At 39.6% G+C, this 18,542-nt stretch carries 10 protein-coding genes and 1 pseudogene; 4 read left to right on the top strand and 7 right to left on the bottom strand.

Features of this window, described 5'->3' with window-relative positions:
• Positions 1 to 22 precede the first annotated feature (22 nt).
• Together QF042_RS06015 and QF042_RS06010 are read left to right on the top strand one after the other, a co-directional pair.
• A pseudogene (locus tag QF042_RS06015) lies at positions 23 to 2,306 on the top strand (aconitate hydratase).
• 611 nt (positions 2,307 to 2,917) lie between these two features.
• Complete coding sequence (locus QF042_RS06010) at positions 2,918 to 3,130, top strand: hypothetical protein (protein ID WP_307526292.1); 213 nt, start codon at positions 2,918 to 2,920, stop codon at positions 3,128 to 3,130.
• A gap of 708 nt (positions 3,131 to 3,838) precedes the next feature.
• Here QF042_RS06010 and QF042_RS06005 read toward each other — a convergent pair.
• Together QF042_RS06005 and QF042_RS06000 are read right to left on the bottom strand one after the other, a co-directional pair.
• On the bottom strand, positions 3,839 to 4,276 hold the full coding sequence (locus QF042_RS06005; RefSeq protein WP_307526290.1) for a DUF2007 domain-containing protein: 438 nt from the start codon (positions 4,274 to 4,276) through the stop codon (positions 3,839 to 3,841).
• 55 nt (positions 4,277 to 4,331) lie between these two features.
• The gene (locus tag QF042_RS06000) at positions 4,332 to 5,669 is read right to left on the bottom strand and encodes a GH1 family beta-glucosidase (protein WP_307526288.1); all 1,338 of its coding nucleotides are present in this window, start codon (positions 5,667 to 5,669) and stop codon (positions 4,332 to 4,334) included.
• Positions 5,670 to 5,768: 99 nt separating this feature from the next.
• Here QF042_RS06000 and QF042_RS05995 point away from each other — a divergent pair, with 99 nt between their 5' ends.
• A complete protein-coding gene (locus tag QF042_RS05995) occupies positions 5,769 to 8,312 on the top strand; it encodes a PKD domain-containing protein (RefSeq protein WP_307526286.1) in 2,544 nt (847 codons plus the stop codon).
• Positions 8,313 to 8,340: 28 nt separating this feature from the next.
• On the opposite strand, the gene QF042_RS05990 is transcribed toward QF042_RS05995, so the two are convergent.
• The 4 genes from QF042_RS05990 to QF042_RS05975 all read right to left on the bottom strand — a co-directional run bounded on the left by QF042_RS05990 (position 8,341) and on the right by QF042_RS05975 (position 15,283).
• Positions 8,341 to 9,735 (bottom strand): c-type cytochrome domain-containing protein, encoded by a 1,395-nt coding sequence (locus tag QF042_RS05990; protein WP_307526284.1) that lies wholly within the window; start codon positions 9,733 to 9,735, stop codon positions 8,341 to 8,343.
• Between the two features lies 1 nt (position 9,736).
• Positions 9,737 to 10,669: a sugar phosphate isomerase/epimerase gene (locus tag QF042_RS05985; RefSeq protein ID WP_307526282.1), complete on the bottom strand. Its 933-nt coding sequence runs from the start codon at positions 10,667 to 10,669 to the stop codon at positions 9,737 to 9,739.
• A 352-nt stretch (positions 10,670 to 11,021) separates the two neighbouring features.
• Positions 11,022 to 12,533: a DUF1501 domain-containing protein gene (locus QF042_RS05980; protein WP_307526280.1), complete on the bottom strand. Its 1,512-nt coding sequence runs from the start codon at positions 12,531 to 12,533 to the stop codon at positions 11,022 to 11,024.
• An 11-nt stretch (positions 12,534 to 12,544) separates the two neighbouring features.
• Positions 12,545 to 15,283, bottom strand: coding sequence for a DUF1553 domain-containing protein (locus QF042_RS05975; RefSeq protein WP_307526278.1), 2,739 nt, complete (start codon positions 15,281 to 15,283; stop codon positions 12,545 to 12,547).
• Positions 15,284 to 15,482: 199 nt separating this feature from the next.
• Between QF042_RS05975 and QF042_RS05970 the strand changes: the two genes are divergently transcribed.
• Complete coding sequence (locus QF042_RS05970; RefSeq protein ID WP_307526275.1) at positions 15,483 to 16,367, top strand: AraC family transcriptional regulator; 885 nt, start codon at positions 15,483 to 15,485, stop codon at positions 16,365 to 16,367.
• 255 nt (positions 16,368 to 16,622) lie between these two features.
• On the opposite strand, the gene QF042_RS05965 is transcribed toward QF042_RS05970, so the two are convergent.
• Complete coding sequence (locus QF042_RS05965; RefSeq protein WP_307526273.1) at positions 16,623 to 18,437, bottom strand: DNA mismatch repair protein MutS; 1,815 nt, start codon at positions 18,435 to 18,437, stop codon at positions 16,623 to 16,625.
• Between the last annotated feature and the right edge of the window lie 105 nt (positions 18,438 to 18,542).

The following is an 18,542-nucleotide window of genomic DNA, read 5'->3' as shown; positions in this document are numbered from 1 at the left end:
AATAATATAAAAAAAACAAAGTATGGCTTTTGATATAGACATGATTAAAAAGGTTTATGCAAACTTTGGCAGCCGCGTTGAGGCTGCACGTAAAGTAGTTGGCAGACCTTTAACATTATCTGAAAAAATATTGTATGCCCACCTTTGGGATGGAGATCCTAAAACGGCATTTAAACGTGGTTCTGACTACGTAGATTTCGCACCAGATCGCGTTGCGATGCAGGATGCAACGGCTCAAATGGCTTTATTGCAGTTTATGCAGGCTGGCCGCCCGCAAGTGGCTGTTCCTTCTACAGTTCACTGCGATCACTTAATTACGGCTAAAGAAGGTGCTGCAATAGATTTACCGCATGCCAAAACCGAAAGTGCCGAAGTTTTTGATTTCTTATCTTCTGTATCGAACAAATACGGTATCGGTTTCTGGAAACCGGGTGCGGGTATTATTCACCAGGTGGTTTTAGAGAATTATGCTTTCCCGGGCGGAATGATGATCGGAACCGACTCGCACACGGTAAACGCAGGTGGTTTAGGTATGGTTGCGATTGGTGTTGGTGGTGCTGATGCCTGTGATGTAATGGCGGGTTTACCCTGGGAGCTTAAATTCCCTAAGTTAATTGGTGTAAAATTAACTGGAAAACTAAATGGCTGGACTGCTGCTAAAGATGTAATTCTAAAAGTTGCGGGTATCCTTACCGTAAAAGGTGGTACTGGTGCAATTGTAGAATATTTTGGCGATGGCGCTGTTAACTTAAGCTGCACAGGTAAAGGTACCATTTGTAATATGGGTGCCGAAATTGGTGCTACTACTTCAACTAACTTTCGGATATGATGAAAGCATGGAACGTTATTTACGTGCTACCGGTAGAAATGAAGTTGCTGATGAAGCAAATAAAATTGCGGCATATTTAACAGGTGATGAGGAGGTGTATGCTGATCCTGAAAACTATTTCGACCAGGTTATTGAGATCGATTTAGATACTTTAGAACCTTATTTAAACGGTCCTTTTACACCAGATTTAGCTACTCCGGTTTCTCAAATGAAAGTGGAGGCGGAGAAAAATGGCTGGCCTTTAAAAGTAGAATGGGGTTTAATCGGTTCTTGTACCAACTCTTCATACGAGGATTTATCAAGAGCAGCTTCAATCGTCAACCAGGCTATAGCAAAAGGTTTAGTTACAAAATCGGCTTTTGGGATCAACCCGGGATCTGAGCAGGTACGTTACACGGCAGATCGCGATGGTTTCTTAAAAACTTTCGAAGATTTAGACGCAACTATCTTTACCAACGCCTGCGGACCATGTATTGGCATGTGGGATCGTACAGGTGCAGAGAAAGCAGAAAAAAATACGATTGTACACTCGTTTAACAGAAACTTTGCTAAACGTGCCGATGGCAACCCTAATACTTTCGCTTTCGTAGCTTCACCAGAAATGGTTGCTGCAATTGCAATTTCAGGTAACTTAGGTTTTAATCCATTAACCGATACCCTAACAAACGATAAAGGCGAACAGGTTAAATTAGATCCGCCTACCGGTTTTGAATTGCCAACAAAAGGTTTCGCGGTAGAAGATGCAGGTTATCAGGCACCAGCGGCTGATGGTTCATCCGTTCAGGTTTTGGTTTCTCCAACTTCACACCGTTTACAATTACTAGATCCATTTACTCCCTGGGAAGGTACCGACTTAAAAGGTTTAAAACTTTTAATTAAAGCCAAAGGTAAATGTACAACAGATCACATTTCTATGGCTGGTCCATGGCTAAAATTCCGTGGTCACCTGGATAACATTTCTAACAACATGCTTATTGGTGCGGTTAACTACTTCAACGATAAAACAGATAACGTTAAAAATGAATTAACCGGTGAGTATGGCCCTGTTCCCGCAACCCAACGCGATTATAAAGCCGCTGGTTTAGGATCTATAGTTGTGGGTGACGAAAATTATGGCGAAGGTTCATCACGTGAACATGCGGCTATGGAGCCTCGTCACTTAGGTGTTCGTGCGGTATTGGTAAAATCTTTTGCCCGTATTCACGAAACTAACCTTAAAAAACAAGGCATGTTAGGTTTAACCTTTGCTGATAAAGATGATTACGATAAAATCTTAGAAGACGATACTATTGACATTATAGGTTTAACAGAATTTGCTCCAGATAAACCATTAACCCTGGTATTACACCATGCTGATGGCACTGAAGAGCAGTTTCCGGTTAACCACAGTTACAATGCGCAACAAATTGAGTGGTTTAAAGCGGGTGGTGCATTAAACATCATCAGGGCCGAAGCCGCAGCCAAAGCAGCGCTTTAATTAGTCTGAAAGTCCGGGTCGGTAGTCCGAAGTTTGGATGTTGATAATATCAATCCCGTTTTGTTAAATCAGAACGGGATTTTTTGTTCTTTTACTAGATACCGCTTAAAATGATGTCTATTTATCCAATTTGTCACATTGAGCTTGTCGAAATGCCTTAAAATCATTTTAAAAAGTCCTTCGACAGGCTCAGGATGACAAATCTATTATTTAGGATTAACCTCTTTCTTTTTTGGAAAGCAGTTGCAGTAGTTCTTGGGATGGGGTTAGTCCCGCTAATGCTGCTGCTGGTTGAAGAAACCAGCATTCGCGTATATCGGGTTTAGATGGCAGAGACAGGGTACTAATACATCCGAAAAATGCATTACCCCGTAAGGACATGATTAAATAGTATGGGGGGTAGATTTACCTTCCTTGCAGAAAATGAGCTTTCTAGCCCCGGGCGCAGCGGCATCCCTGAAGCGCAGCGTAAGGATATAGCGGAGAACGGGAACAAACTTTAATAATTGCCATTGCCTTTGCGCTCCAAAAAAAGATTTTAATTTTATGTAAAGCAAGGTTCTGAGTTTTTCGGTTGGGCAGTCCTTCTTTCCGCTACAATCTTTTTGTGAATGCAGTTTCTGCTTTCGACCTTGTACAACAAAAAGGATAGCCGTTACAATAGTTTATTTAATAAAGGCCTGTGCAATAAAGCCAGGGAAAACCGCGAGAGGATTTATCTAATGAATGGTCTTCCTTGTAGTATAGAAGTTCCTAGCCCCGGGCGTAGCGGCATCCCTGAAGCACAGCGTAAGGATATAGCGGAGAACGGGAACACCCTTTAATAGCTGCCACTGCCTTTGCGCTCCAAAAAAAGATTTTAATTTTTATGTAAAGCAAGGTTCTGAGTTTTTCGGTTGGGGCAGTCCTTCTTTCCGCTACTATCTTTTTGTGGGCGTTGTTGCTGCTTTCGAATTTGTACAACAAAAAGGATAGCCGCTACAATAAGGTTTATTTAACAGAGGCCTGTGCAATAAGCCTGAATACGATCGCTAACAGGTTTTATACATTTGGCCTCCTTGCAGTATAGAAGTTCCTAGCCCCGGGCGCAGCGGCATCCCTGAAGCGCAGCGTAAGGATATAGCGGAGAACGGGAACACCCTTTAATAATTGCCATTGCCTTTGCGCTCCAAAAAAAGATTTTAATTTTTATGTAAAGCAAGGTTCTGAGTTTTTCGGTTGGGGCAGTCCTTCTTTCCGCTACTATCTTTTTGTGGGCGTTGTTGCTGCTTTCGAACTTGTGCAACAAAAAGGATAGCCGCTACAATAAGGTTTATTTAACAAAAGCCTGTGCAATAAGTCTATAAACGACCGCTAACAGGTTTTATACATTTGATCTTCCTTGCAGGAAATGAACTTTCTAGCCCTGGGCACAGCGGCATCCCTGGAGCGTAGCGTAAGGATATAGCGGAGCACGGGAACAAACCTTAATAGTTGTCACTGCCCTTGCGCTTCAAATGATGTTTTAAATAATTGCTTTAATTTTTTTGGAATTATTCAAACTCATAACCGCAATCGTAGCAATGATGACATTTATTGGCTTTAATGGGTGTAGTTAGGGTTAAAAAGGCAAATATAGTTGCCCAAATACTATATTTTTTATCGGTAGCCATTCCATAACCTACATTAGTAGACCCACATTGCTCACAAACCGTTTTATCTTCCACTGATTCATCTTCACCAGCAATTTCATCTGATGATTCGAAGCCCAAACTATTGTCTTCAGCCAGTAGCGCATTAATAGCCTCTACATCTCTTTCAAAAACAATGAGTTTAACACCACCAATGGCCTGATTGTAAAGTGGATTTAAGGTTGCAACATTTTCATCAGCCAAAAAACAGGCAAATCCACTATCTTCCAATTTAGCCTTAATAATATTGGCCTCCATTGGATTGTAATAGGCGCTGTAAACTACTGTTCTATCGTTCATAAATCAAACTTAAGAATTTGTTTAATAATGAAGGAGAAAAACAGCAAACTATCAACTAACTTCTCAGGAAGTTTTGCCACCAATATCCAGAATCTTTAATGGTGCGTTCCTGAGTTTTAAAATCGTTATAAATCAGCCCAAACCGTGCTGTAAAACCCTCAGCCCATTCAAAATTATCCATTAATGTCCAGGCCATGTAACCGGTTACATTTATGCCTTCCTTTTTCAGTTTTAGCAGTGCATTTAAATAAAGTTTAAAATATTCAATGCGTTCAGGATCTTCTACCTTACCATTCATCAATTTATCGTGATAAGCAGCGCCATTCTCGGTGATCAGGATATTTTTGATATTTGGATAGGCTGCAAACTGTTTAACAATATTATAAAAGCTATCTGCGTTTACCTCCCATCCCATTGCCGTATGGGGCTTCTTTCTACTTTTAGCTTTTACCTCCCAGGCCTGAACAATGGGAATAAAGGCATTGTACTTAACCACCAAAGGAAAATAATTTTGAAGACCAATAAAGTCAAAATCGAATTTCATTCGTTCGTGAAGTCGCCAGGTACCATATTCGATCTGAAATTTCTCTAACACATCCCAATTGGCAGTCGGAAAACCCATACCCTGAGTGGGTTCTACAAAAAGACGATTCATTAAGCAATCAACCCTTTTGGCTGTAAGTATATCATTGTCGCTTTGTGTATTTGGAATCACCTCCGAACAAGAAAAAGTAGTTCCAATATTAGCCTTGCTAATTTCTGCTCTTAAAATTTTACCTCCATCTGCCTGGGCCAGTGCAGTATGTAATACTGCTGGAAAGAAATTGCTTAGCCCTGTTTTCCCCGGGGCATGAACCCCAAGCATATAACCTAAAGAAGTATAACCAAAAGGCTCATTTAACACGATCCAGTTTTTTACCTTATCGCCGTATGCTAAAGCGCAAATACTTACAAAAGCATTAAAGGCAGCGTTAATGCTAAAGCTTGTCCAGCCGCCCTCATCTTCTAAAGCCTGCGGTAAATCCCAATGATAAAGGGTTATGTAGGGCGTGATTCCATGGGTTAAACACTCATCAATAAGGTTGTGATAAAAACGGATACCTTCCTGGTTAATCTCTCCCCTACCTGCAGGTAAAATTCGCGACCAGGCAATAGAAAATCTAAAAACTTTAAAGCCCAGTAGTTTAACCAAAGCTATATCTTCGGCATACCGGTGATAAAAATCGCAAGCAGGATCTAATTTATGGTTCTTTTTTATCTTCCCGTTTTTCGCTGTAAAGGTATCCCAAATGGATGGTCCCTTACCATACTGTGTGGCAGTACCTTCTATCTGGGCTGCAGCAGTAGCTACACCCCACAAAAAATCTGAACCGAAATCGCTTGCCTTAATCATTGCTATTCATTAATTGCCATAAGTTCCGAGTTTAATATTAATAAATCATTAACAAATGAAATGATTCGAAATGAAAACAATTTTTAATATTTTTACCATATGCGCTACTTCTCATTAATTTCTTTTTTATTGGTATTATTAAACCTCACTGCCTTTGGAAAACTTATCCCACCTATTAATGACGAACTGATAAATGCCATAAATATGACCAATACCAGTGCATATTGTAGTGGCGATGCCGAATTTAATAATTTAGAAGCAACCCCGAGCAATTATAATAAAGCCTTAAACTGGCCGGCTGTGGGAAAAGATGTTTGGTTTAAGTTTACCGCATCTAAATTTGATGTAAATATTTCTGTTAGTGGTAAAATTAATGCCGGCAGTACAAACACTTTAATTGATCCATTGCTTGCTTTATATTCATTTGATGCCGCAACTGGTTTTATAAGCGAGTTACCTGGCACGCAAGCCACATCAAATAATGTTATTTCTTTATATAAAGGCGCTTTAACGGTTGGGCAGGTTTACTATGTTAGGGTAAGCGCGACGAACGATGTTACCGGTAGCTTTAAACTTTGCATCGATAATTATTTCCCACCAATACAACCAGGACAAGATTGTGGAACATTTTCAGTATTGTGCACAAAAGAAACATTTACCCAATTGAATGTAACTGGCTCAGGGGCAAACAATCACGAATCGGCAGGAACCTGCCTGGGTACAGAGTCGAACTCGGCCTGGTATATGTTTAAGGCATCTGCACCCGGCGACTTTACTTTTGTTATTACACCTACAGTAACCACAAACGACATTGACTGGATTTTTTACGATTTAGGCGTGAACGGGGATTGTAGTAAAATTGGTGCGGCAAATGCCATCCGGTGTGCCTCGGGCAGTGGGGTAACATGTAGCCCTGCCTATTATAAAACTGGCTTAAGTATGACTGAAACCGATTTAACTGAATCAGCGGGTTGTCCGCCTGGTCAAAATGGCTTTGTAAAATATGTAGATCTGGAACAGGACCATGTTTATGCCATATTAATCGATAATTATTCTGGAGGGAATAATGGCTTTACGATAGAATTTGGCGGTACTGCTGACTTTGCGGGCCCAACTGCCGAGATTGATGTTCAGAAACTAAATCCATGTACCGACAGCCAGGCGTACGTCTTCGAAAGCAGGGCGTCCAATTTTGCTTCTTTAAAATGGTCTTTTGGCGAAGGGGCAAGTTTGGTATCAGCTACCACAGCCGGACCATTTACCATCACCTATAACACCCCGGGAGAAAAAGTTGTGGTTTTAGAAGCCAAAGGCACAAACGGGTGCAATGTAGTGACTACTCAAACTTTTATTGTAGCAAACACACCCGAAAAACCTGCAATAATGGCTTCGAATGTTAATTTGTGCCAGGGAGACATATTAAAATTATCAACTCCTTTTTTAAATTTAGCAAGCTATCACTGGTCAGGACCAAATGGTTTTAGTTCAGCACAACAAAATCCTGAAATTCCAGTAAACGGACCAGAGCTAATTGGAACATACAAACTTTATGTTCAGGTTGGAGATTGTGTAAGTGAGGTAAATTCAATAAACATTTTATCAGTCGATTTAAAACCTGAGGCAATTTTTTCAATTGAGGTTAATAATAAATGCGAAATAAACCAGTCTTTTTCGTTTATCAATACTTCTAAAAATTACACGAAGCTTATCTGGGATTTTGGCACAGATGTAAAAAGTCAGGTTGCAACGAATAACGACAGCAAAATCTTAACCTTTGCATCGGTTGGGCTTAAAACAATCACATTAACCGTTGAAACCAATAATGGCTGTATTGCTACACTTAAAAAAGATATTTTGGTGGAATTGAAGCCGGAAAAACCAGAAATCACTAGCAATCAGGCTTTGTTTTGTTTAAAAGACGTAATAAAACTAACTGTGCCTGCACAAGAAGGTATTTCTTATGCCTGGAGCGGACCAAACAATTATTCCGCAAGCACAAATGCCATTGAAATTCCGGTAACAGACCTTAATCTGGCAGGACAGTATCAGGTTATATTAACATCGGGCACTTGTAATTCCGAACCAGCAACGATCGTTATTCCGGCCATTGCCAGAATTCCAATAGCTAAATTTTATACGGAACCTACCTTTGACGTTAAATTTTCTGCTCCAGTACCCATAACATTTACCAATACCTCACTCTATGGAGATTTTTATGAGTGGAATTTTGGCGATGGTTTTACCTCTTCAGAACAAAACCCTACCCACATTTATCAAACGGATGGATTATTCCGAATTACTTTAACTGCATTTTCTAAAAACGGCTGCGCTAATTCAATCACCCAAGGCGACCTCATTATCAAAAAAAATGCATCCACATTTGTTCCAAATGCATTTTCGCCAAATGGTGATGGGATTAATGATGAACTGGTTGTTGGTGTAACAAATCTCAAGAAATATAACATTCAGATTTTTAACCGCCTAGGCACCCAGGTTTTCTTAACCAATAACATATTCGAAAACTGGAACGGCACTTTTAAAGGCAACGCACTCCCTGTTGGCGTATACTATTATATCATATTAGGCACTAACCTATCAAATAACAATGTTAAATATTCAGGTTCGATAACGCTAATCAGGTAATTTAAAAATGTAACTCCCTATATAAACTTTAAGGTGCTTTAAATACTGTGGTATCTTGGGCAAGTTTGGGTAAAGTGTAATTTCCGGTATCTAAACTTACTTTAGGCAATAGTTTTTTTATGCTGGCCAGGTCTGTTTTATTTACCCCCGTTTGGTAGATATACAGAAATTTTAAATTTTTAAGTTTCTTTAATTGATTAATTCCTTTTGCCGTAATTTTTGTCCCAACCAAACTCAACGATTGCAACTGATCCAGATCTTTTAGCGATGCTAAACCAGCATCCGTTATCTGGGTATTATTTAAGTTTAACCTGGTTAAGTTTATGCAATCCTTTATTGCAGTTAAGGTTTGATCGTTTACCTTATTGTTTTCTAACTTAAGCCAAAGGAGCTGTTTTTCGATTGATTTTATCAGATCCAAAACATCTTTATCTAACGATTGTGCATTGATAAAATTGGCCGAAAGATAATTGGTATTCTGGGCAACCGGAAATACGCTAATCCCTGCATCGGTAAATTTTTTCAATACTTTATTATCAACTGCCGAAACCTCTTTGGCTGGAATATCGCTGGCTTTGATTTGCCCGGCCCCACTTTCACCTTTTTGCAGGCTGGCTAAAATTGTTTTTATATTTTCTGGTTGAGGGAGATCTTTAAATTTCTTTTTAAAATCGGCACCATTATCAATCCACCATTTTAACAAGGTAATTTCGTTGGGGGTGAGTTGAGGCTTTTCTTTTGGCGCCATATGATCTTCATCATTCAACGGCAATAAAATCCGCTTCATTAGCTCACTATCGTCGGCTTTACCCTTTACAATCGTGTGTCCATCTTCTCCGCCCTTTAAAATATATTCTTCCTGATCCAACCTTAGCTTGCCTTTCTGTTTTTCGCTGCCATGGCAACTATAACATCTATTTTGAAAGAGGGGTTGAATGGCATTTTGGTAAATAAAGGCTTCCTGAACATTGGGAATTGGTGGAATAGCTGCACCGCCTTTTGTACTGCCCGATTTTAACGGTGCGGTTAAATAATCAGAACCATGGGTTAAAGAACCGCCTAAATGCCCTGTAATTGAAATGAGCACGATGAGAACCACAGCTATTGTGCCTAATATTGCATTTGATTTAACCTTCAGGTAAATCATCCACAATATAAAAGATAATACAGCAACGCTGATCCCCATCCATTGGTGATTACTCACCAGTTTACCGTCATAATCGCCACCATTGGCCAATAAATAACCAGTGATGCAAGATACAACAGCACTTAACGCACCCAAAAGCAGCATAATAGGAATGGCTGGCTTTAAATTGATAAATTTTGCAGCAAATGATAAGAGAATACAAATACAGCCAAGTAACAAAATTCCAATAGGAAGGTGGACAAAGACTGGGTGAAAGCGGCCAAAAAATTCTAACATCTTATTTATATCTCTTTCTTAATAAATTCATCATGTAAACATTTATTGGCCATTGATCGGCAAGGGGTTGGCGCGTATAAGGCAGGGTAGGCATATAATCAGCCGGACCAAATTCGGTGAGAATAGTCATACGCTCGCCGTTTTTCTTTTTACGTGCTATAATTTTGTCCCACCAGGCCAGGTGTGCTTCTACCACTTTTGCCCATTCCGGTGCCCGCGGATCGTTTACCTGTGGCCCTTCGGGGTGCCCAACCCGCGAGTGGATATGTTCTGTCTTTCCTAAAATAAAATCGATGGTTTGTTTCTGGTCAGATAATAAACTCTCGTGCACATTGCACCAATGTGAAATATCTAAAGTAAACCTTAATTCTGGATTTTTCTCCGCAAAATTTTTGGCAACATGTACGGCGAACATCATGCGGCTACGATGCGTTTCGTGATAAACCGGTATACCGGACGATTTGCTTTTGGCCGTTGCGTAATCGATAATCTGTTTATTCTCTTCGTAACTGAAATAATCTTTTCCCGAATGGCAATTGATGTAAACTGGTTTTTGATAAGTATTAGCACAAATGGCATCTAAACTTTTTTTGAAGGAAGCTAAATGCTCAGTTATGTTCGACTCTGATCCGGCGCATAAAAACCCAATTTCCAGTTTATATTTCTTAACCGCATCAAAAAGTTCTTTTATCGCCTTATCCTCAGCTGGCCACCATACTTCAATACCTTCGTATCCTTCTTTTTTGGCTGCTGCGCAAAACTCATCTCTTGTGCCTCCAAAACCCCAATCGGTTTGCATAAATAATAATTCGTAGCCAGCTTTTGCTTTTATATTTTTAAGTTCGTTAGCACTCATGTTTTGGATGGGGGCTAAAATAGATGCTGCCGTTACGACAGCTGTATTTTGTAAGAATTTTCTTCTGGTTTGGCTCATTGGTTTATTAGTTCATTGGTTCACTGGTCATTCGTTCATTAGTCATTGCTAACTGCCCATTGAAAACTGGTTATTGGTTCACTGGTCATTCGTTCATTAGTCATTGCCAACTGCCAATTGAAAACTGGTTATTGGTTCACTGGTCATTCGTTCATTAGTCATTGCCAAATGCCAATTGAAAACTGGTTATTGGTACACTGGTCATTCGTTCATTAGTCATTGCCAACTGCCAATTGAAAACTGGCTTTACATCAAATTATCCATCTCTTTAAAGATCCTTCATTGCCTTCAGGATGACAGATCACTAGACTTTATCGCTTCCGACTTTGGACTCCGGACTTCCGACTCGCAGCTAAGCTACAATCTCTGAGATCACCTTACCTGCCACATCAGTTAACCTAAACGGCCTTCCCTGAAAAGGATAGGTAAATTGTTCGTGATCGAAGCCCAATTGATTTAAAATAGTAGCTTGAATATCGAAAGCATCAACTTTTCCACTTACAGCACTGTAACCAATTTCATCTGTTTCGCCGTGTGTAAATCCTTTTTTTATACCTCCACCGGCCATCCATATCGTAAACGCTTCTGTATGGTGATCTCTACCTTTAAATGGATTTTGAATACCATTTCTGTTTTCCATCATTGGCGTACGTCCAAATTCGCCGCCCCAAACCACCAGGGTTTCTTCTAATAAACCACGTTGTTTTAAATCGAGCAATAAAGCCGTAATGGGCCTATCTATGGTTCTGCATTTATTCTTCAGTCCGATGTTAAGTGAATTGTTTGGATTATCGCCATGCGCATCCCATCCCCAATCGAACAACTGCACATAACGTACCCCCTTTTCTACCAATTTACGGGCAAGCAACACATTATTGGCAAAACAAGCTTTACCGGGTTGTGTACCATACATTTCATGAATATAGGCCGGTTCATCATTGATATTCATCACCTCTGGTGCCGATATTTGCATACGGTAAGCCATTTCATACTGGGCTATACGCGATAAAATTTCAGGATCGTTATATTCTTGATATTGTTGCTCGTTGGCTTTATTAATGGCTTCGATAGATGCTTTTCTCAAATTCCGGTTCATTCCGTCCGGATCTTTTATAAACAGTACCGGATCTCCCTCGCTTCTACATTGTACACCTTGATAAACAGATGGCAAGAAACCACTTCCCCAAACACTTTTTCCGGCATCGGGGAAACTCCCTCCGCTGGTCAATACTACATACCCCGGTAAATTCTGGTTCTCTGATCCTAAACCATAAGTAACCCAACTTCCCATACTTGGCCTGCCCAACCGTGGTGAACCCGTATGTACCAACAGTTGCGCCGGAGCATGGTTAAATTGATCTGTTTTTACAGCTTTCAAAAAGCTTACCTCATCTACCATGGTAGAAAAGTGCGGTAAATTATCACTCACCAAGGCACCCGATTGGCCATACTTAGCAAAACTGGCCTGTGGACCCAGCATTTTAGGCACCCCTGTTATAAAAGCAAATTTTTTCCCGGCGAGTAATGATGGAGGGCAATCCTGGCCATCCATTTTCATTAATTCCGGTTTAAAATCAAACAATTCTAATTGAGATGGAGCACCTGCCATGTGCAAATAAATTACGCTTCGGGCCTTACCTACAAGTGGTGGCGATTTTGGTAGTAATGGATGTGCCGGATCGTAAGCAATTTTGGTTTGCGGACCCGAAAAAAGATTGCCACAGCTACCCAATAACGAACCCATTGCCAAAGCACCCAAACCCATCGCACTTTCTTTTAAAAAATGGCGCCGCGAGTTTAGGCGTGCATTTGCTTCATGTGCTTCTTTAATTAACCTATGCGCGTTTAATTCGTCTCTTGTCATAACCGATCAAATCAATTTTTGGTAACCACTTCATCCAGGTTAAGCATTGCATTGGCGACTAATACCATTGCCGCTTCTTCTGGCTTAAATTTCTTTTGTTTATCGCCCATAAATGCCGATACACTTGCCGAATTTTTTCTAAACTCCCCAAAAGCCTTGGCATACAGGTCTTCGAATACTTTTAACCTATTTTGAGGGATCGTTTTATATAAAATCAATTCATAACCCTTTGCAATTTTAGATTTGCTGGTGCTTCCCCCTACTTTTTCCATACGTACCGCCAGTTTCCTGGCCAGATCGATATAAACACTATCATTTAAGGTTACCAGCGCCTGTAAAGGGGTATTGGTTCGGATACGGCGCGGACTGCAAACCACTCGTGATGCACCATCAAAGGCGATAGCTGATGGATATGGGGCTGTTCTTTTCCAATAGGTATAAATTCCCCGGCGGTATTGTTCTTCCCCACCACTTGATACCCATTTGGCGCCATTATAAGGCGAAAACCAGATCCCTTCAGGTTGCCAGGGCATTACCGGTGGTCCGTACATTTTATTACTTAATACCCCACAAACAGCAAGACTCTGATCTCTTATTTGCTCAGCACTTAACCTGATCCGCGAACCCCTGGCGTAAAACTTATTAAACAGATCTTTTTCTTTCAGTTCTTCGGTTACCTTACTGTCCTGCCTGTAAGTAGCCATCATCACGAGTTCTTTCAACATCTTTTTAATGCTCCAGTTGTATTTGTACATCAACTGATAAGCCATAAAATCTAAAAGTTCCTGGTGGGTAGGCGCCATTCCCTGGGTTCCCATATCTTCTAAAGTTTCTACCAAACCTGCTCCATACAACTGCTCCCACAATCTATTCACCATTGTTCTCGATACGAGTGGATTTCTTTTATCGGTAAGCCACATGGCTAAACCCATTCTGTTATTGGGTGCATTTTCAGGCATAGCAAAAGCTAAGGAATTAGGTACACCTACTTTAACCTCTTTGCCCTTCGAAGTCCAGGCGCCACGCTCAAATACATAATTTTTACGTTGCATGCTCAATGGGTTTTCGACCATAATTGGCGTGGTAGGCACATTTGCATTCATTAAATCGGTAAATCTTTTTTTATTGGCCACATACTCAGGTTTGCCCTTTCCAGGAAACTGCCTGGTAAAATAAAACCAATCGAAGTACACCATAAATTCGTCAGGATTTTTTACCGAAGGGTTGGTGTACTTTAAATACACATCTTTTATCCCACTTTGCTTTGCAAAATCTATTTCTACATTCTCATAACCTTTAGTTTGGGCCAGTTTCCACGATTTTACAACAGGGCCATTTGGCGAACCTAAATGCAAGCTCATGGTACCATTCGGTTTACTGCAGTTGAAGCGTAAAATTAAATGATCAACATTATTAAGATCGACTGATTTTAATCTGGCTGAAGAGCTATTTTTAAAAAATAACGCAATGTTATGGTTCCCAATTACCGAATTATCCAATTCATCGGCCGTTGTAGAATTTATTGCTGGCTGACCGGTTTTTAAGAATAAATCAACTTCGGCAGCTCTTTCTTTACCCGCAGCAGTTTTGATCCAGTGGGTTAAATGATTGAGCTCGTTTTTAAGGCTATCATTAAAACTTTTAAGTAAAGGATATTCTGCTGAGACGTCTTCATCCCTCGTATTGTTAAAATACGACATGAATTTATAATACTCATCATGTTTAAAGGGATCGTAAGGGTGGCTATGACATTGTACACAGGAAAAAGTTGTACTCATTAACCCTTCCCAGGTGGCATTAACACGGTCTAAAACCGCCGCCGTTCTAAACTCTTCATTATTGGTACCACCCTCATCATTCGTTGGGGTATTTCTGCTGAAGGCTGTAGCGATGTATTGGGCATCGGTTGGATTTGGAAATAAATCTCCGGCAATCTGATCGGTAATAAATCGATCATAAGGCATGTCTCGGTTAAAGGCTTTAATCACCCAGTCACGATAGCTCCAGATGTTCCGATTAGGATCGCTTTCGTAACCTTTAGTATCAGCATAACGGGCTATATCCAGCCACATCGATGCCCAGCGTTCACCATATTTAGGCGAAGCCAGCAAACTATCAACCAACACATTGTAAGCCACCTGCTCGTCTTTACTATTTAAATAAAATTCGGCCAGTTTGTCTGAAGGATAAGTACCGATCAAATCTAAACTGACTCTCCTCAATAAGGTAGCTTTATCAGCAGGTTTAGAGGGTTCCAGTTTATTTTCTTCTAGTTTTGCAAAAATAAATTTATCCAGATCATTACGTACCCAATCATTATCAACATCTGGCAATTCGGTCGGTTTTACACTAACATAGGCCCAATGGTTGCCCCATTTTGCACCTTGTTTTATCCAACCAGTCAGAATATCAATTTCATCATTATTTAAAGCCGGGTGCTTATATGGCATTCTTTCTTCAGGATCGTTAGATTTTAAGCGTTTAATAAATTCACTATCCTCCGGATTACCTGGAATAATTGCCGGCTTACCACTTTTGGTTTTAGCCAACGCCTCATCCCTAAACAATACACTAAAACCACCTTGTTGTTTAACACCTCCATGGCACGAAATACACTTTTTATTCAAAATAGGTTTAACCTGTGAATTAAAATCAATTGGTTTCTCTGAAGAAAAAAGTGAAAAGGCAATTAAAGCGATTGCAACCAGCACAAAGCCAGCGGCAAATAGTATTTTCTTATTCAATAACATTTGGTTAAAAATAAACTTAAGTTAATTTTTAGCAGTTCTGTATTTATATACGAAGCTAAATATTAATCGAGGAGATAAGAATTAGCCTTAATCGCTAAATTGTTGTTTCCTTTAACCAAAGATGAAAAAAATATAAAACATAAAAATGTACTAACTTGCTCAAAAAATGGATTATATTACTTTTCATTAAGGATTAAACATGAAGAAGCCACCGGAAAAGCTGAAAAATAATTTTGATTTGCTAAAAGCCATCATCATTCCTAAAAATGTACTGATAAAACAATGCACGGAGAATGTAATCATAAGCAATATGTTCATTACCGATTTGGGCTATTACCGTAAGGCACTGAACCACTATGCACAAAGGAACAATGGTGCAGAACAACATATTTTAATTTATTGTGTTGAGGGAATGGGAACCGTAGAATTTCTGGGCACCGTATACCATATCGAAGCGGGAAATTTTATCATCGTCCCTAAAAAAACACCCCATACTTATCAAGCTGACCCCATCTTACCATGGACTATTTATTGGTTCCATTTTTCAGGGAGCGGAGCCGACCAGCTTGTGGCCTCCTCACAGCATTATAAAGCTTATGCCGGTTTTAGTGAGGAGCGGAACTTGTTGTTCGATATGATTTATAACCGGTTGGAAAGAGGATTTAGCAGAGAAAATATTATTTATGCCAATTTAAGTTTCCACCACTATATTGCTGAAATTATTTACACCGATAAACTTCCTAATAATGATAAGATTATGGAACCTGATAAAGTAGAAGAGGCCATAGACTTTATGCGGAATAACCTCGAAAAGGCACTTACCTTAAAGGAAATAGCTTTGGCTGTCTACCTTTCACCTTCCTATTTATCGGCCATTTTTAAAAAGAAAACCGGAACCTCACCCATCGATTATTTTAACCAGCTTAAAATTCAGAAAACTACACAATATTTGCTCTTTACCAACCTGCGGATTAACGAAATTGCACTAAAAATAGGTATTAGCGATCCTTATTATTTCAGCAGGCTTTTCTCCAGCGTGATGGGTATTTCACCAAAGCAATACCGTGATAATAGGTTTAATTGATGATTTTTGTGGACAGTCGGATATTCGATGTGTAGTCGGATGTTACCATCCGACTGAGTACTCTTATCATATTCATCATTTCAGTGCTTGCATATGTTTACCATCTGCCAGCATATTTATTTATAATTATCATTTACCTGTGCAGTCAGATGTTACCATCTGACTGGCAGTAAACACATGCGATTTAAAGCCTTAAACTTAGCATCAGTGTCAGATGGTAACATCCGACACCACGAATACACCACATCACTAAAATCAATCCAACGTTAAACCAATTTCTTTCAATAAAATAGCTGCATTAAAAGTCTTACAAGGTCCATGTTTTAATAAATAATCAAACTTCATTTCGCCTTCGGTAATCTGGATATCGAAATGAAAATTACGGACGGTTTCGGGGTAATCAACAATTAAATCAGCTAATTGTAAATCGTGGGTAGCAAAAAGGGCAGGTGTCTTTTCAGTAATTAGCTTCTGTACAAAAACCTTCGATCCCAAATATTTATCCCTGCTGTTTGTACCGCGCAGCATTTCGTCAATCAATACAAAAGTATCTTTGTCTTTAACCACGTTATCTAAGATCATTTTCAACCGGTTTAGCTCTGCCTTAAAGGTAGAGGTACTTTCGTTCAGCGAATCTTTAATCCGCATGTAGGTATTAATCGAAAAAACAGATAACTGCATGGCTTTGGCACAAACCGGTGCACCTGAATACGCCAATACCATATTAATACCCAAGGTACGTAGAAAAGTACTTTTACCCGCCATGTTAGAGCCCGTTACAATATCTACAGTTGGCTTCGCTTCTAAGTGAAAATCGTTATTCACTCGTATTTGCGCGCTAATAAGCGGATGACCAATTTGAGTGGTGGCTAATGCAAACTGATCCGTAAGCACCGGAAAAACCCAATCTGGTTGGTTATAGGCCGTTGTGGCCAATGAAATCAGCTCTTCAAAATCGCCTAAATGATCAAGGGCCGAAATCACATCCTTTGATGAAGATTTATACCAAATATCTAAACTGATGCAGCATTTTAAATCCCAAAGCAAAAGCGCATTCAATATACCACCAACCAGGATATTCAACCTGGCATCAAAATTCTGGATAATTTTAGACAGTGCTTTAATTTCTTTACTTACCGGAATTTTTGAGTCTAGTAAACTTAAGGTATACGAACTTTTCCAGCTTTGGTTTTCCGTCCATAAAATAGCGCTGGCATAACCATTTAACAAATTCGAACTTCCACCAAAGGTGTAAAAAACCTTGTTAATTTTTGAACCTAATAAAACGTTCCATCCTGTGTGGATTACAAATAAAAGTGCCAATATTTTCCAAAAAGCAGCGCTAATCAGAAGTGCCGCTAAAATTAAACCAACAGAAATATAAGGTACCAATTTAACGTAAAACCGCAAAAAACTGCCCTTTACAAATTCCAGTTGTACACCCAACTGGTGTTTTAGCTGTATTTTAATCTGCTCAATTTTATTAGGATCGTAACCATGCAGATTAGCCCTGAAACCATAAGTTTCTGTTATCTTATCTCTTATTTCTTTTATGGCTTCCTGACGGCGTAATATCTGATCTCTTGTCGATTTTTCTGCGAGATTTTTAGCCAGGAGGTTATTTCCGCTTTTAGTACTACAACGGTTAATCAAGGCAAACAGAGATGCGGCCCCAAAAATATCAAGATCGGAAGTGTAAGGATGCAGTTCAGATTCGAAAGCTTTACCATGGTCGTATCCGTTAGCAGTACCATTTAAAATATTCCATTCGTTCTGATAAACCCATAAAAGTTGTTTTTTATAATCGATTTCGCGGTCGAGCTGGCTTTGTCTGCGCACAATAAAGGCGAAAGCTAATACCGGCAGTAACAAACAAATCTGGATTAATGTACGCAGGCTGTCGTCTGCCGAGCGCAGCAGCAAAACGAAAAATAAAATTTCAGCTAAAAATAAACCTATGCGCAGGAAAGAAAGCTGATCAATCAGTTTTTTGGTTTGATCTATATCTGCAGTAACCTGCTTAATTTCCTGGTCGTAGTTGACTATTATTTTTGCTTGTTGTTTTAACATGGTATCGCTTCGGTATATCTATTTTCGAAGGTATAAGATCGATAGATTGTCTTTTTTGTTACAATTTTCTCTAAGTTTGAATCTCGAAATTCTAAAGATAGGCAA

It is taken from the genome of Pedobacter sp. W3I1, assembly GCF_030816015.1.
GTDB lineage: Bacteria > Bacteroidota > Bacteroidia > Sphingobacteriales > Sphingobacteriaceae > Pedobacter.
Note: the sequence above shows the minus strand (reverse complement) of the source record. Positions and strands in the feature narration are given on the sequence as shown.

Excerpts from the sequence above, each read along its gene's own strand:
- QF042_RS05965 (WP_307526273.1), bottom strand. The coding sequence starts at position 18,437 with ATGTTAAAACAACAAGCAAAAATAATAGTCAACTACGACCAGGAAATT.
- QF042_RS05990 (WP_307526284.1), bottom strand. The coding sequence starts at position 9,735 with ATGTTAGAATTTTTTGGCCGCTTTCACCCAGTCTTTGTCCACCTTCCT.
- QF042_RS05970 (WP_307526275.1), top strand. The coding sequence starts at position 15,483 with ATGAAGAAGCCACCGGAAAAGCTGAAAAATAATTTTGATTTGCTAAAA.
- QF042_RS06000 (WP_307526288.1), bottom strand. The coding sequence starts at position 5,669 with ATGATTAAGGCAAGCGATTTCGGTTCAGATTTTTTGTGGGGTGTAGCT.
- QF042_RS05975 (WP_307526278.1), bottom strand. The coding sequence starts at position 15,283 with ATGTTATTGAATAAGAAAATACTATTTGCCGCTGGCTTTGTGCTGGTT.
- QF042_RS06005 (WP_307526290.1), bottom strand. The coding sequence starts at position 4,276 with ATGAACGATAGAACAGTAGTTTACAGCGCCTATTACAATCCAATGGAG.
- QF042_RS05980 (WP_307526280.1), bottom strand. The coding sequence starts at position 12,533 with ATGACAAGAGACGAATTAAACGCGCATAGGTTAATTAAAGAAGCACAT.
- QF042_RS05985 (WP_307526282.1), bottom strand. The coding sequence starts at position 10,669 with ATGAGCCAAACCAGAAGAAAATTCTTACAAAATACAGCTGTCGTAACG.
- QF042_RS06010 (WP_307526292.1), top strand. The coding sequence starts at position 2,918 with ATGCAGTTTCTGCTTTCGACCTTGTACAACAAAAAGGATAGCCGTTAC.
- QF042_RS05995 (WP_307526286.1), top strand. The coding sequence starts at position 5,769 with ATGCGCTACTTCTCATTAATTTCTTTTTTATTGGTATTATTAAACCTC.